General features: G+C 55.9%; 12 protein-coding genes. 5 read left to right on the plus strand and 7 right to left on the minus strand.

Annotation, left to right across the window (positions count from 1 at the left end; all coding sequences use genetic code 11):
* The first annotated feature begins 91 nt into the window (after positions 1–91).
* From AC0V6V_RS04210 to xylA, 5 genes are all read left to right on the plus strand, one after another.
* Positions 92–1,144: a LacI family DNA-binding transcriptional regulator gene (locus AC0V6V_RS04210; protein ID WP_486164193.1), complete on the plus strand. Its 1,053-nt coding sequence runs from the start codon at positions 92–94 to the stop codon at positions 1,142–1,144.
* A gap of 66 nt (positions 1,145–1,210) precedes the next feature.
* Positions 1,211–2,617 (plus strand): sugar porter family MFS transporter, encoded by a 1,407-nt coding sequence (locus AC0V6V_RS04215; protein WP_486166041.1) that lies wholly within the window; start codon positions 1,211–1,213, stop codon positions 2,615–2,617.
* 81 nt (positions 2,618–2,698) lie between these two features.
* On the plus strand, positions 2,699–3,550 hold the full coding sequence (locus tag AC0V6V_RS04220) for an aldose 1-epimerase (RefSeq protein ID WP_486164194.1): 852 nt from the start codon (positions 2,699–2,701) through the stop codon (positions 3,548–3,550).
* Positions 3,550–4,977 (plus strand): xylulokinase, encoded by a 1,428-nt coding sequence (gene xylB / locus AC0V6V_RS04225; RefSeq protein ID WP_486164195.1) that lies wholly within the window; start codon positions 3,550–3,552, stop codon positions 4,975–4,977. The genes AC0V6V_RS04220 and xylB overlap by 1 nt, the downstream gene beginning before the upstream one ends.
* Positions 4,977–6,290, plus strand: coding sequence for a xylose isomerase (gene xylA / locus AC0V6V_RS04230; RefSeq protein ID WP_486164196.1), 1,314 nt, complete (start codon positions 4,977–4,979; stop codon positions 6,288–6,290). The genes xylB and xylA overlap by 1 nt, the downstream gene beginning before the upstream one ends.
* Positions 6,291–6,385: 95 nt before the next feature.
* Here the strand turns inward: xylA and AC0V6V_RS04235 are convergent, their stop codons facing one another.
* The 7 genes from AC0V6V_RS04235 to AC0V6V_RS04265 form a co-directional block, all read right to left on the minus strand.
* Positions 6,386–7,420: a DUF1838 family protein gene (locus AC0V6V_RS04235; protein ID WP_486164197.1), complete on the minus strand. Its 1,035-nt coding sequence runs from the start codon at positions 7,418–7,420 to the stop codon at positions 6,386–6,388.
* Between the two features lie 26 nt (positions 7,421–7,446).
* Complete coding sequence (locus tag AC0V6V_RS04240) at positions 7,447–9,801, minus strand: TonB-dependent receptor (protein WP_486166215.1); 2,355 nt, start codon at positions 9,799–9,801, stop codon at positions 7,447–7,449.
* Positions 9,802–9,927: 126 nt separating this feature from the next.
* On the minus strand, positions 9,928–10,443 hold the full coding sequence (locus AC0V6V_RS04245; protein ID WP_486164199.1) for a DUF3598 domain-containing protein: 516 nt from the start codon (positions 10,441–10,443) through the stop codon (positions 9,928–9,930).
* Between the two features lie 29 nt (positions 10,444–10,472).
* Complete coding sequence (locus AC0V6V_RS04250; RefSeq protein WP_486164200.1) at positions 10,473–10,883, minus strand: nuclear transport factor 2 family protein; 411 nt, start codon at positions 10,881–10,883, stop codon at positions 10,473–10,475.
* A complete protein-coding gene (locus AC0V6V_RS04255) occupies positions 10,874–12,298 on the minus strand; it encodes an MmgE/PrpD family protein (protein ID WP_486164201.1) in 1,425 nt (474 codons plus the stop codon). Before AC0V6V_RS04255 ends, AC0V6V_RS04250 begins: the two co-directional genes overlap by 10 nt.
* 90 nt (positions 12,299–12,388) lie before the next feature.
* Positions 12,389–13,615, minus strand: a complete 1,227-nt coding sequence (locus AC0V6V_RS04260) for a serine hydrolase domain-containing protein (protein WP_486166216.1) — start codon at positions 13,613–13,615, stop codon at positions 12,389–12,391.
* 28 nt (positions 13,616–13,643) lie between these two features.
* Positions 13,644–14,012, minus strand: a complete 369-nt coding sequence (locus AC0V6V_RS04265; protein WP_486164203.1) for a hypothetical protein — start codon at positions 14,010–14,012, stop codon at positions 13,644–13,646.

The raw sequence follows: 14,012 nt of genomic DNA on the forward strand, positions 1-14,012 counted from the left end.
CACCTTCCCAAATGATAGCGCTATCATACGTTATGGGCGCAGCATTGCAATGCCCCTCACTGACCGCTAGTCACTATGAGCGAGGGACACTATGGCACGAACACGGCGGCGGAATCGGCAGACAGTAACAATTGATGATGTCGCGCGCCAAGCAGGCGTGTCGGCAATGACGGTTTCGCGGGTAATGAACGCGGAAAGCGGCGTGCGAGACGCGACCAGACAGACCGTCCTTAAGGCCGTAAACGCGCTCAATTATCAGCCCAATCGCTCGGCCCGGCGCTTGGCCAAGGGCGCCGATGTTCACATTGGTCTGATCTATGCGAACCCGTCAGACAGCTATCTTGGGCGGTTTTTAAGGGGCGCCTTGGAAGCGGCTCAAGCGAGCGACAATCATTTGATCGTCGACATCTGCGATGAGAACACGCCAGCCGCCCATGTCGCCTCGGCCATGCGTCTGGCAAAGGCTGGTATTGCCGGTGTAATTCTACCGCCACCAACGTCTTCAGCGCCGGAGATCCTGTCCCTTTTTGAAGAGTTAGGAATACCAGTCGCGACTGTTGCCAATGGCACCGCAGAAAAAATCTCTAATGATATCAATATTAAGGACGAAACGGCGTCCATGGTGATGACGCAATATCTAATCAAATTGGGACACCGAAAAATCGGATTTATCAAAGGGCCGCCCGACCAAATGTCTAGCACTATGCGCGAGCGAGGATATCGCAAGGCTATGGCTGAGGCCCAAATCGAGATTGCTCCGAATTGGGTGATAGACGGACAGTACACTTACCGCTCCGGAGTGACCGCAGCAGAGCTCCTGCTAGCCTCCACGCCCCGGCCCAGTGCTATTTTCGCAAGCAATGACGACATGGCCGCAGCGACGATTGGCGTCGCGCATCGGCATGGCCTGTCAGTACCTGACGAATTGACCGTTGTCGGCTTTGATAACAGCCCATCTGCGATTTCCGTCTGGCCAGAACTGACCACTATCGATCAACCGGTCAGTGCGATGGCAAAGTCCGCCTTCAACCTAGTGCTGAGCAAGGTAAGCTTGGGCGAGCAATCCGACGAAGAATACGCATTTGAGCAGACGCACGAATGCCGCCTGATTGAGCGCGGATCATCCGCGTCAGCCAATCCGTAAGTTTGGGTTGGACATTATTTAAGTTACCGCTAACATAACTCTCAAGAATGTCTTTGGGAGAGGATTCTGGTGACTAATGAGGCAACAACGGATAACGCACGCTTCGTCTTTCTGATCGTATCAGTAGCGACGCTCGGCGGTTTTTTGTTCGGGTTCGATAGCGGTGTGATCAACGGCACGGTTGACGGTCTGCAAACGGCATTCAATTCGACTAGCGTCGGCACCGGCTTTAATGTCGCCTCTATGCTGCTCGGCTGCGCTGTTGGCGCGTTCGTCGCAGGACGGCTGTCTGACAAGATTGGCCGGCGCGCTGTGCTCTTGATCGCGGCAGTCTTCTTCATTGTATCCGCATGGGGTTCTGGGATCGCTGGCGATGCCACCACCTTCGTCATCGCTCGCATTATTGGCGGTCTCGCCGTTGGCGCAGCCAGTGTGATTGCACCAGCCTATATCTCCGAGGTTGCCCCAGCCGAAAAGCGCGGCAGGCTGTCCTCCATTCAGCAAGTGATGATCATTATTGGCCTGACCGCCGCATTTCTCTCAAATTACTTTTTGGCTGAGTTTGCAGGAGGCAGCCAAGAGCAGGTTTGGGGCGGATTTGAGGCATGGCGCTGGATGTTCTGGGCAGAATTGCTACCCGCCACTCTGTTTCTGGTGCTGCTCTTTTTCATTCCTGAAAGCCCACGGTTTCTGGTCGCAAAAGGACGCGAAGAAGAGGCTCAGTCGATCCTCCACTTGTTGCTTGGGGGCATCGATGTCCCGGCTAAAATGCAAGAAATTCGAGACAGCCTGGCTGGAGATCACCAACCGAGATTGTCTGACCTTGTCTCCAGCCAAACTGGTAAGATCAGGACAATAGTTTGGGTCGGGGTTGGGCTTGCAACATTCCAACAGCTCGTGGGCATCAACATTGTATTCTACTACGGTGCGGTCCTCTGGCAGGCGGTCGGTTTTACGGAGAATGATGCGCTCAAAATCAATGTTTTGTCAGGCGCGCTATCGATTGGTGCGGTATTCCTGGCGATCGCATTAATCGACAGGATTGGTCGCAAGCCATTGCTCCTCACTGGGTCGGTCGGAATGGCGATTGGCCTCACTGTCATGGCGCTGGCCTTCGCATCTGGCTCCTTGGTCAACGGAGAGCTGGTCCTGTCCGATGGAGCAGGCCTTGCCGCTCTAATTGCCGCCAACGCCTATGTCGTCGCGTTCAACTTCAGCTGGGGGCCGGTGATGTGGGTGATGCTGGGAGAGATGTTCCCTAACCAAATCCGCGGCTCTGGATTGGCGGTTTCCGGCTTTGTTCAATGGACCGCAAACTTCCTGATAATCATGAGCTTCCCATGGCTTCTTGGAAATGTTGGGCTTCCGATCACCTACGGCTTCTATGCACTTGCAGCGCTTGTTTCCGTGATCTTTGTTGCAAAGATGGTCGCCGAGACAGCCGGCAAAGAGCTTGAGGCAATGCAGGGCTAAAATGGCAAAAGCGTTGGTTCTTCCTGTCGGCATCGGTGACCTAACTGAGAGGGAAACGACACGGTCAAAAGGCAGGTCGCCATGCAATTGTTAGAGCTGACTTGCGGAGCGACCCAGCTCAGCCTGTCGCCTTGGCTCGGCGGAGGAATTGCCGCGTTCACGTGGCAGGGGCATGATGTCTTCAGGCCCTACACCGGTGGCACCGATCCGCTCGCGCTCGCAAGCTTTCCATTGGTTCCCTTCTGCAACAGGATCGCGCACGGCCAAGTCCCGATCGGCTCGGGGACCAGTTCATTCCCGCTACTGCACAAAAGCGCTGAACCGGTCCATGCCCTCCACGGTCTTGGCTGGGTCAGCCCGTGGGCGGTCACACAAAGCTCTTCCAGCAGTGCTGTTCTTACGCTGCATCATGACGGCGCAGTTTGGCCATGGAGCTTTGAGGCACGGCAAGAAATTACGGCTCAATCCGATGGGTACTGTCAAAAAATGGACGTCACCAACTTGGCCAACACACCGATGCCCGCTGGACTTGGCCTGCACCCATACTTCCCGAGAGAAGGCGCTCAGCTCAATGCGAATGTTAATGGCGTATGGGAGAATGGGCCAGACCGACTGCCCAAGTCGCACCGCACATTCTCGCGTCGGCCCAAGTGGTTCACAGGTCCTCCGGTGGACAATTGCTACACTGGACGGAGTGCGCCGATTGAGATCTCTTGGCCTACCCACAGGCTGACAATGCGCCCGTCAGCAAATTTGCCCTTCACGCATGTCTATTGCCCGGACGGGAAAGACTTCTTTTGCGTCGAACCCGTCAGCCACATTCCCGATGCGGTAAACAGCAGCCTCAGCCATGATGAGACAGGCCTTAAGATGCTTCAACCTGGCGAACGCATGGAAATTGAGTGCCGCTTTGCCTTAGAGGAGACGACCTGATGTGGCTTGGCATTGATCTGGGCACCTCGGGCGTAAAGACCGTGATCGTCGATCATAGCGGCGCAGTCTTGGCCCAAAATACGGCGCCTTTAACGGTCCAGCGCCCGCAAGCTCTGTGGTCCGAACAAAACCCCGATGATTGGTGGGAAGCGGCAAAGATCGCGATTGGCGGATTGCCTGGCGCTTTACGCAGCCAAGTTCGCGGGATTGGCCTGTCTGGGCAAATGCACGGCGCAGTTCTGCTCGACAAAAATGACAAGGTGATCCGCCCAGCCATTTTGTGGAATGATGGGCGCAGCGCGGCTCAATGCGGCGATCTTGATGCGCTCGCTCAAGAGCACACGGGCAACCTCGCAATGCCCGGGTTTACCGCCCCTAAGCTCGCATGGCTGCGCGCGAACGAGCCAGCGATCTTTGAGCAAACCGAGACAGTCCTGTTGCCGAAGGACTACCTACGCCTCTTGTTGACTGGCGAGAGGGCGACCGAGATGTCTGATGCATCGGGCACATTGTGGCTGGATGTCGGAAGCCGCCGTTGGTCGCCCGACATGCTTGAAGCGACCGGCCTTAGCGAAAGCCACATGCCGGACCTTATCGAGGGCGATGCAATTTCGGGCAGACTGAGCCAAGAAGTCGCCGACGAACTTGGCCTGCCCCGCGTGCCAGTGGCTGGCGGCGGCGGCGACCAAGCAGCGGGCGCTGTTGGAGCCGGCGTAACCGAGCCGGGCGATGCGTTTCTTAGCCTCGGTACATCAGGCGTGATTTTCGCCGCCAGCGCGAAATTTGAGCCCAATCCTTCAAGCGGCCTGCACGCCTTTTGCCATGCGCTGCCCGGCCGCTGGCACACGATGACCGTGATGTTATCGGCAGCGGCATGTCTCGATTGGGCGGCGCGGCTCACCCAGTTTCGCGATGTCGAAAGTGCGCTGAAAGCAGCAGAGGCAAGCACAGTCGCTCAAGACCAGCTCCCCCTGTTCCTCCCCTATCTTTCTGGCGAACGAACGCCGCACAATGACCCTGCAGCCAAAGGCGTTTTCTTCAACCTCACCCACGAAACCGGACCGGCGGAACTGATCAGATCGGTTCTCGAAGGCGTCGCCTTTGGCCTGAGCGATGGCCTCAAAGCCATGCCCTCTCCTCCAGCAGAAATGTCTGTGATCGGCGGCGGCGCGCGGTCATCTTTTTGGGCGCAGCTTTTGGCCGATATCTTGCAAACTCCGCTCACTTACCGGGACGGATCGAGTGTTGGCCCAGCAAGCGGCGCAGCCCGCCTTGCTCGCCTCACAATCACCAAAGAACCGGTCGCTGAGGTCTGCACTCAGCCGCCGGTGCAGGCGCAATATTCACCGCAACCTCATTCGGGAAAGAGGCAGCGTCTATTTCGCTCGCTCTACCCCACTCTCAAATCCAGTTTTGGAGACATCTGATGGGCTATTTCGCCGACCTTCCAACCGTGCCTTTTGAAGGCGCAAACACACGCAACCCGCTGGCCTATCGCTACTACGACGCAGATGCTCAGGTGCTGGGCAAGTCCATGCGCGAGCATCTGCGCTGGGCGGTCTGCTATTGGCACAGCTTCGCATGGCCGGGACACGACATCTTTGGTGCAGGAACGTTTGACCGGCCATGGAAACCCGGCGAGCCAGTGACAGCGGAACTGGCGCAGATCAAACTCGATGCGGCATTCGACATGTTCGCAAAACTGGGCGCGCCCTTCTATTGCTTCCACGATGTCGATGCGATGGCAGATCACGACAGCCTAGCCAGCTACACCCGGGAGCTGGACGCCATCGCCGACAAAATGGCGGGCAAAATCGAGGAGACCGGGACGCAGCTTTTGTGGGGCACCGCGAACCTCTTCAGCCACCCGCGCTATGCCGCTGGCGGTGCGACCAATCCAAATCCGGACGTGTTTGGCTGGGCCGCGCATCAGGTCCGCTCCATGCTTGAGGTCACCAACCGGCTAGGCGGCGCAAACTATGTCCTGTGGGGCGGGCGCGAGGGCTATGACACGATCCTCAACACCGACATCGGGCAAGAGCTCGATCAGCTTGGCCGCTTTATGAACATGGTGGTTGAGCACAAACACAAGATCGGTTTCAAAGGCACGATCCTGATCGAGCCAAAACCGCACGAGCCAACCAAGCACCAATATGACCGCGACACCGCAACGGTCTATGGCTTCCTCAAACATTACGGGTTGGAAGACGAGATAAAGGTCAATATCGAGGGCAATCATGCTACGCTGGCTGGAAACAGCTTCGAGCATGAGATTGCGACCGCCAACGCTTACGGCATTATGGGCTCAGTCGATATCAATCGCGGCGACCCACAAAATGGTTGGGACACAGACCAATTCCCAAACAATGTGCCCGAGATGACATTGGCGATGTATCACCTGCTGAAGGGCGGCGGCTTTGAAACAGGCGGTTTCAATTTCGACGCGAAGGTCAGGCGACAATCGGTCGACGCAGTAGACCTTTTCTACGCGCATATCGGCGGGGTCGACGTGCTTGCCCAATCGCTGCTGGCAGCGGCAAAGATCATCGAAGACGGCGAGCTCGATAGCTTCGTTGCAAACCGCTATTCAGGTTGGAAGGCCGGCATTGGCAGCCAGATCATGAGCGGCGAAATGAGCTTGGCCGAGGTGGCAGATCACGCGGTAAAGGCTGAGTTCAATCCCGCTCCAACCTCCGGGCGTCAGGAATACCTCGAAACACTGATCAACCGAGCGGTTTGAACCCGCGCACAAAGGTGAACGCCCCTTTTCATCGTCTCTCTAATTGCGGCTATGGGCACTGAGGACGCCCCATTTAAGGCCGACGTAACAAGCAGTTAGAAAGGCGGCTTAGCTGGCGCTGCGACGGGTATCTTGCCATCAGCGGGCAGCGGCGCTGGTTGTTGCTCACGCGCATACCATTCTAGCGAAGAGAGTGATGGTTCTTCCCACACATCCGGGGCTTTCAGATATTTGGGATGGTTTGCCTCGGCGTAATCCAATGCAACCTGGTCAGCGAGATCTAGCGTATCGCCCGACCCCATAAAGCAGTTGTAGATAATGTGTCCGTCGCTTGGGCCCATGAGCATCCATGGGAACCAAGGCGTAACCCGGTTCCAAGAACCGGTCGTCTTGATGACAGTTCCATTCGGGTTCTGCATTTCGTTCCAGTCCATCTGATAGAGAAAATTCTCTGTCACGCGGTTGAACCGGCTGCCGCTTTCACGTGGCCATTTGTCCGGCTGGAGAGCGGACGGGTAAAACAGATTGATCCGCTGAGCCAATCCGAGGAAATCGCCTTTGCGTTCCCAATTCAGCTGAAGCGGGATTTTGGGCGGCGCGCCGCCGTTCAAACCGCCATAATTGGGCGGCAACGGAATGTAGTCGGTCAGCTCAAAATTGAACGGATCGTTGGCGATATGAACAACCTTCACCTCTTCTTCGAGGTAGGGGTTGAACCACGTATCCATGATTTCGCCAGTTTTGAGATCGGTGTAATAACCAACTTCACGCAGGACTTTACGATAACCGGGATCCTTGCCCTCCAGCGAGGGGAGGAGCTTCGTGCAAGAAAATCCGGTAAAGCCCATCAAATCCCGCACAGCCTCGCCTGGACGCACGCCCTGGACGATGCCGGAATACCAGCCGACTTTCGTAGACTTCATATCCACATTGCCCATAATCCGGGCCAAAGCGTCGCGGTTGCCGCGCGGCGTGGTCAAATCGAGGAAGTCGCCCTTCAGGCCTTTGTCTATGGAGCCTGAAGCCGAGGCACTGGCCGATGCAGGAGTTTGCGCATTGGCACATCCTACCGTCAGCACCAAAGCCGCAGTACTGGCAGCTCCAGTTGTAACAAATTCTCTGCGGTTCATAATTTGTGGCTCCAGGAGAGAGGTTCTTAGTAATCGAACGACAATGTTACGCCAACACGGCGGCGGTTGCCCAAGGTCGGTACATAATCGACCTGGAAACGGTTAGCGATGAAGAACGCATTCGCCACATACACTTCGTCGAACAGGTTGGTTGCCCAAATCGAGGCCGTCCAGCTATTACCGCGGATGCCCGCACGAGCGTTGACCAGCGTTCTGGCCTCGATCGTTGCCGTGTTGATCTCTGATACGAATTGATCGGATTGTCCGGCAACATCCACCCGGCCAAATATCTCCAGCGCGTCAGTAACAGCAGTTTCGCCCGATAGGCCAATATTCCATTGAATATCCGACGTGCGCTGAAGATCGTTTCCGCCAATATCACCGTTGGAATTGCACACCACATCATCGCACAGCTGCGGGTTCTCAAACGGCAGGGCGGTAAACGAGCCACCGGCGAGAATTGTGGCCGAAACCGTGCCTTCGCTATAAGTTGCGTCGATGTAAGCAAGACCAGCATTGAGAGTAATGCCGTCGGTCAATTCCCAAGCCGTATCGAGTTCCAGACCCTTCGAAGTCGCTGCGGCGAGATTGTCGATAATCGTTGTGGAATTGACTGGTCCGCCAGTTGGCGTGCGCGAAATCTGAAGGTTTTGCCAATCGATATAGAAGGCCGCGGCGTTCAGCGTTGCAGCACCATTAAACAGCGTATTCTTGATGCCCACTTCATAGGTCCAGTTAGACTCTCGGCCGAAGAAGCGTTCCTCCGCAATGAGATCAGCAAAAGTAGACGAATTAATACCTCCGGATTTGATCCCGCGCGCGGCGGACGCATAAATCAAGTGATTGTCTGAGAAGCTGTAATCAACGCTGACACGGCCGGTGAAATAGTCGTCTGGGCGCGTGAATGTGCCGCCCAAGCCCGAGTCTGTCAGCGATATCTCTTCATCCGTATAACGCGCCTCCAAGTTGAAGTTCAGCTGCTCATCCAGCAACGGAATTTCCACTCGGCCAAAGATGGCTGTTTTCTCGGTCTGAGTAAGCGAATCTGTTGGCGTGACGCCGGCTGGGAAATCGGTAATTGGGTCCGTGCCGCCTAGCGGCACAAAGCCAAAGGCAACCTGCTCGAGATCATCGCCGTCCTGTAGAAAACCGCCTAGCTTAAGGTAGATGCCATTGTCTGCGGTGTATTCCAGCGCGAACTCATGGGTTTCATAATCAAATTCGCCAACGGGTAAAAAGGTGAAGACATTGCCAACCTGCCCGAATAGGGCCGTGCCCGCGATCGGATCGCGATCCGAGTTACCAGCCGAAAAGACATTCCCGCTAAAATCACCGTAAAGGTAACTTGCTGAGAACTGGTCCGTGATCTCCCATTCCGCAGCAACGCGGATCAATTCAGTTTCTGCGGTCAATCCATAGCTGCGCGGGTCAACCAGAATGCCATCAACACCGCTTGGATTGGGCGCAGGGGTTGCAGGCAATTCTCCGCAGAACAACTGGTTCACGGGTTGGAAAAACACTGTTGCGGTGCTGCAATTCGTGTCAACACCGCGAGCAAGCCTGTAACCGGCACGCTGCTCGCTTTGCGTCTCGAAACGATAGTAGTCGAAGTCGAATTTCAAGGTGTCAACCGGAGCAAAACTGGCCCCAACAATGATTGACTCTTTTTCGTAGCCCCCAATATCTTCATCCGTACCAGGATTGGTTCCGGCCGATGCGAGCGGATGGGCGTTGTCAAAATCACCGTCAAACTCCGCATAACCCAGAGCCAACCGGACAGAGAGTCGGTCATCAACAACTGGTGCAGAGAAATTTGCATTGAGATCCAGGCCGCCATTTTCCGACAGGCCAATCGAACCGCCAACAGACAGCTCAGAAAGGCTGCGCTCATTGGTCACATAGTTGATCACACCAGAGAAGGCGTTGGCACCATAAAGCGCGCTTTGCGGGCCTTTGACCACCTCAATTCGGGAAAAGTCCGTCGCCGCCACATCAAAGGCGTAGTTTCGCGGAATATTGACCCCATCGAGGAAGATCGCGACGTTCTGCTCAAGCGAAGCAACCGAGAACTGCGTGGTGCCGCGGATTGTGGGCGAAGCGAAACCACCGTTCGAGAAATCCTCAAACACCAAACCCGGCGTTTGCAGCGCAACATCCTCTAGCTGCGTGATGTTTCGCTCCTCAAGATCCTGAGCCGAAAAGGCAGTGACCGATGCCGGGACATCCTGGATGCTCTCTTCAACTTTACGCGCCGTCACAATGATGACGTTAGAGCTCACTTCTGCCTCGGCCTCAGCCTCCTGAGCCATGACTGGAAACGCTGGGACAAGAATTGCAGCTGCAAGACTTGTAGTGGCGAGTGCTTTTGTCTTCGAGTTCATGAGTTCCCCCGTCTGCCTTAGCATTTGTATGTTGCGCGAGCAGGCTAACAGTGCGCTTGCGAAAGTCTGTCGCACCAGTTCTGTTTTATCCGGCAAGCGGATAGTTTTTTTGCCATCTCAATAAAATCAAGAGGTTGGCGGGTCAAAGTTTTCCCAATTCTGCCAATCGCGCGTCACAAAAACCTCGTCGATGAGGGTTCGCATGTAGCATTTCCCGTCACGGAACCACTGCCAGGTGCGGGACTTGTGTTTGTTTTCCTTATCGACCTGGATAAACTCATAGAGATAGACGCCAGGCTCGCCCTTTCGGACCCAGTTCAGGCACATGCTCAGATCATTGTCATCGGGCAACATTGCCCCGCAAGACCCCTTGATATGCTCATTGTCCCACCAAATTCGGCCATCCCGATAGCTTGCAGGAAAGTCGCGCGCTTCATGCCGGCCGTCTGCCCAATAATAGTGGTTGGTTTGATGGTAGTCAGCCGGTTTTGCGTCATCAGGCAAACGGCAGAGCAAGCGCGATTTGTGCTCGTCGACCTTTTCCCCCGTCTCTGCGTCGTAATAGCGGTAGACGCCTTCCCAGACGCCTTCAGCTTTAGCCAGCAATGGCATATTTTTGCGAATGGGAGTCATTTCTACCATGAGCGTTTCCTTTGCTATTCAATTCGTAATCAAGTGCTGGAGCCGACTTCGAAGCCTTTGCTCAAAGGGGCCGATGCGTAGATGAGGATGTCGGCCAACTGGCCATGCTCATCAATTTCAAAAAAGTTGCAGTTGGACATATGCGTTTCGGTTCCGTCCTCCTCGATCAAAGAGATGTTGAACCGCACCGCCAGTCTTCGTGCTTCGGTATCGGCAACCGGGATAAAGTCCCGGAAATTGATTACCGGAAAGCTCGTTATAAAATCGTGCAGATGATCGCGTAGCGCCTGCTTGCCCGTATAGGTGAAGTTGCTGGACGGGATGCGCATTTCACAATCCTCCGCGATCCCGGCCATCACTCCATCTAGATCATGCGCGTTCAATTTCAGGAAGAAATTGTCGATCCCTGCTGCCAAAACTTGCTCTCTTGTCAAAGACATGGCTCTGCCTCCTCTGGCCGAGTGACCAACCGCACAATGTCAGCGAGCAATGTCTCCTCGCCGCTGGTATCCATCGCCTCAAACACGGCGGATGGTTCGGACGCGAAACGCGCAGCTGCAAAGCTAAGCCGCGCCTTTTCAATCTCATCTTCGCGCACAAGCGGCCTTGATGGTGAACCAAACGGCGCATCAATCTGTGTCTCAAGCACGCGTCCATCCTTGAGCTCGATAACTATGGTTTGCGGGCCCAGCGCATTGGGATCGGGGTTATCATCCAAGATGACATGAACCTTTTGCGCATCTTCGATGGCTTGGGCTTCGGCGAAATACCGCCCCCTGAACAGTCCCGGATCAATCGTCCCGCGCCGGATCATCATGGGCGCCACGCATTGCAAACACAGCCGCGCATAGGCCCCTTCCATCTCCGCAGAATATGGGCGCCCTACCAGCAACAGGATAAGCGAGGGAACATGCGCGGTCAGCGAGACAACATCGCCCATTGAAAACGAGGCCTGCTTTTGCAGGTCCATAATCGCAGTGAGCGTAGCCTGCGTGGCGCGGCCAGCCGGAAACGGTTTGTGGGCGACCTCAGTGATTTTCCACGGCTTCGCATAATGCTCCAGCGCGGCCTCAAAGTCTCCGCCAGCCTCAACCAATGTGAAATAGCCAAACTTACCATCGATGATATCTTTCGGGCCGGTCAGCCCGGCTTCCGCCAGATCGGCAGCGGTTAAAGCCGCGCGTGCAGCAATGCCAATTTGCATCGGCAACGCTTCGGAACCCTCCCAATGCGCCTGCATCGTTCCCGACACTTGGCTGTAGGCCAGCCCCAGCAAACGGATCATTGTCTCGCGGTCAAATCCCCTCAGCAATCCGATGGCAACCGCTGCGCCCATTAGGCCAGCGGTGGAAGGGCGAAAGAAGCGAGGGTGATCTTTGGCCGCAGCGCCGAACATCACGGCCACTTCGACCGCAATTGTCAGAGCAAATAGGCAATCATCAAGCTTGCGCTTTTCCGCCTGCCCTTCGCTCAAAATCGCGGCAACGGGGGTGCACAAGGCGATAACGACAGACGGCTCATGCAGCGCATCCCATTCCAGACAATGGATCTGAAATCCGTTCACCACTGCTGCGGAATGAGGCGACAAAGCAACCCCAGGCCGGCCAAGAATCTGGCACATACCCTTGCTACCCCGGTCCCATTTGCGCGCTGCCGCCAACACTTTTCGGCTGCCCGGATTGGTTATCCCGCCAACGCCTGTTGTCAGGCTGTCGGCCAGAAATGTCTTGGCGAATTTGAGCGCTTCAGGGGGAAGGTCCGCCGGGCTCGACCCCAAGATGCGGTCAACCAAGCGTTCGGTCATTTTGCCGCCCGATCGGTCGATCAATTCTGCCGGTTTTTGGACCTTGCTCATAGCCCAAGTTAATAGGACCTATATCACTCCAAGAGCGGGCAAATCGGCGTTCTTATCGACTGGCGGATAAAACGGCGCCCCGCCGAAATCCTATCGCTTTATCCCGCGCAAGATCATGTTGGCCAATGCGGCATTGTCCCATGTGAATCCCTTTGGTGGGTTCCCCCCCATCCGCAGGATCACGAGCTCTTCCGACGGCACCAGATAGGCGACCTGATTGCCGTTTCCATCAAACAGGAAGACGTCATCGGCCAGATAAGGCTCGCTGTGATAAACCCCGGTGGGATTACTCTTCGTACCCAGAAATCCGCGCTTTTCCAGATACGGGCTGCCCAGCCACACGCCGAGACCATAGTGCGGATTGTCGGGCGATGGCTGACGGATCTGATCGACAAAGCCATCAGGCAACAAACGCCTCCCGCCTGTCACGCCGTCGTTCACCAACAGCGCCGCAACCTTCAGCCATGTTTGCGCGGGCAATTCCATACAACAGCCCGAATGCGCGAGACCGCCCTCGCGGTTGATCCAGACCTTGCCGCCTGGCGCGCCAATGGGCCGGAAAATCTCATTGCCGATAAACTCTTCATATTCGCGGCCCGTTGCCCGCTCGATCAATAGCGCGATCAGATCGCTGGCTGCATTGGCATAGGCAAAACGCGAACCCGGCGTATCGGTGAGCGGATATTCATCGACAATATACTGGCCGTGATACGGGTCGAGATAGGCGCGCGGAAATGGGCTGTCGAAGCTCATATCGAAGCCCTGTTCGAGCATGCCGGAATGCATGGTCAGCGCGTGGCGGATGGTCATCGCCGCTTTAGGCGTACCCTCCCATTCGCTTACAAAATCGGCAATTGGTTGATCGAGGCTGTCGATATGGCCCAGCGCCATTGCCCGGCCCACGGCGACAGCCGTCAGCGGCTTTGAAAGCGATTTGGAATTGAGCTGTGTATCAGCGGCGGCATCACCGAAATAACGTTCGGCCACCAGTTCACCCTTATGCCAGACAAGCAGTGCAGAGCTGGCCGCATCCGAGGCATATTGCGCCGCTGCATCAATGGCCGCGGCATCAATCGAGCCATTGGCGGCCAAGGTCAGCTTGGCATTGGCAGGATCAGCGCCGGGAATATCGGCCAGAATATCGTATACCGCTCGCCCGCGACCTTGAATGGTTTCCAATCGCTGCTGATAGAGAACCTCAGACGATGCAGGCCGCTCGCTCCACGAAGCGATGCCTTGCTGGCCGTCCGATACAGAACAGCCCGCCATCAAAGCCGCGCCGCTGGTGGCGAGAGCCAAACGATACAAAGCCTGCATAGTCAAAATCCTTTTGAACGCCTCGCGTTTACACGTTGCCCTTGGCGATGTTGTCCAATGTTGAGAGATAGCCATCATGGCTCTGCTGCAACGCCTGTTCTTCGGCGCGCTTGAGCGCCACGTAATAAAGCGACTGCAAGAATTCATCGCGCCGCGCGGCCCGGCCTGCTTGGCATTCCTCATCGGCGACGAAACCTTCGATCTCTTCAGAGAGAATAATGCCTTTCTGCTCAGCGATCCGCTCAATCGTGTCGAGCCGATCGCGCATGGCGTTAAACTCGCCCGCCAGGGTCAGGATCATGGACATGGCCTCGTCCAAACCCTCTTCGGCGTAAAATTCAGGGCGCCTGCCTTTTGAAAAGCGTGGTAGGCGTGATGCGGGTGTTTCAGCGTCCAT

This window comes from Erythrobacter sp. S249, from assembly GCF_057364975.1.

Bases quoted from the DNA above. Each gene is read 5' to 3' on its own strand.
- AC0V6V_RS04220 (WP_486164194.1), top strand. From the start codon at position 2,699: ATGCAATTGTTAGAGCTGACTTGCGGAGCGACCCAGCTCAGCCTGTCG.
- AC0V6V_RS04245 (WP_486164199.1), bottom strand. From the start codon at position 10,443: ATGGTAGAAATGACTCCCATTCGCAAAAATATGCCATTGCTGGCTAAA.
- AC0V6V_RS04265 (WP_486164203.1), bottom strand. From the start codon at position 14,012: ATGGACGCTGAAACACCCGCATCACGCCTACCACGCTTTTCAAAAGGC.
- AC0V6V_RS04240 (WP_486166215.1), bottom strand. From the start codon at position 9,801: ATGAACTCGAAGACAAAAGCACTCGCCACTACAAGTCTTGCAGCTGCA.
- AC0V6V_RS04260 (WP_486166216.1), bottom strand. From the start codon at position 13,615: ATGCAGGCTTTGTATCGTTTGGCTCTCGCCACCAGCGGCGCGGCTTTG.
- AC0V6V_RS04235 (WP_486164197.1), bottom strand. From the start codon at position 7,420: ATGAACCGCAGAGAATTTGTTACAACTGGAGCTGCCAGTACTGCGGCT.
- AC0V6V_RS04255 (WP_486164201.1), bottom strand. From the start codon at position 12,298: ATGAGCAAGGTCCAAAAACCGGCAGAATTGATCGACCGATCGGGCGGC.
- xylA (WP_486164196.1), top strand. From the start codon at position 4,977: ATGGGCTATTTCGCCGACCTTCCAACCGTGCCTTTTGAAGGCGCAAAC.
- xylB (WP_486164195.1), top strand. From the start codon at position 3,550: ATGTGGCTTGGCATTGATCTGGGCACCTCGGGCGTAAAGACCGTGATC.
- AC0V6V_RS04250 (WP_486164200.1), bottom strand. From the start codon at position 10,883: ATGTCTTTGACAAGAGAGCAAGTTTTGGCAGCAGGGATCGACAATTTC.
- AC0V6V_RS04210 (WP_486164193.1), top strand. From the start codon at position 92: ATGGCACGAACACGGCGGCGGAATCGGCAGACAGTAACAATTGATGAT.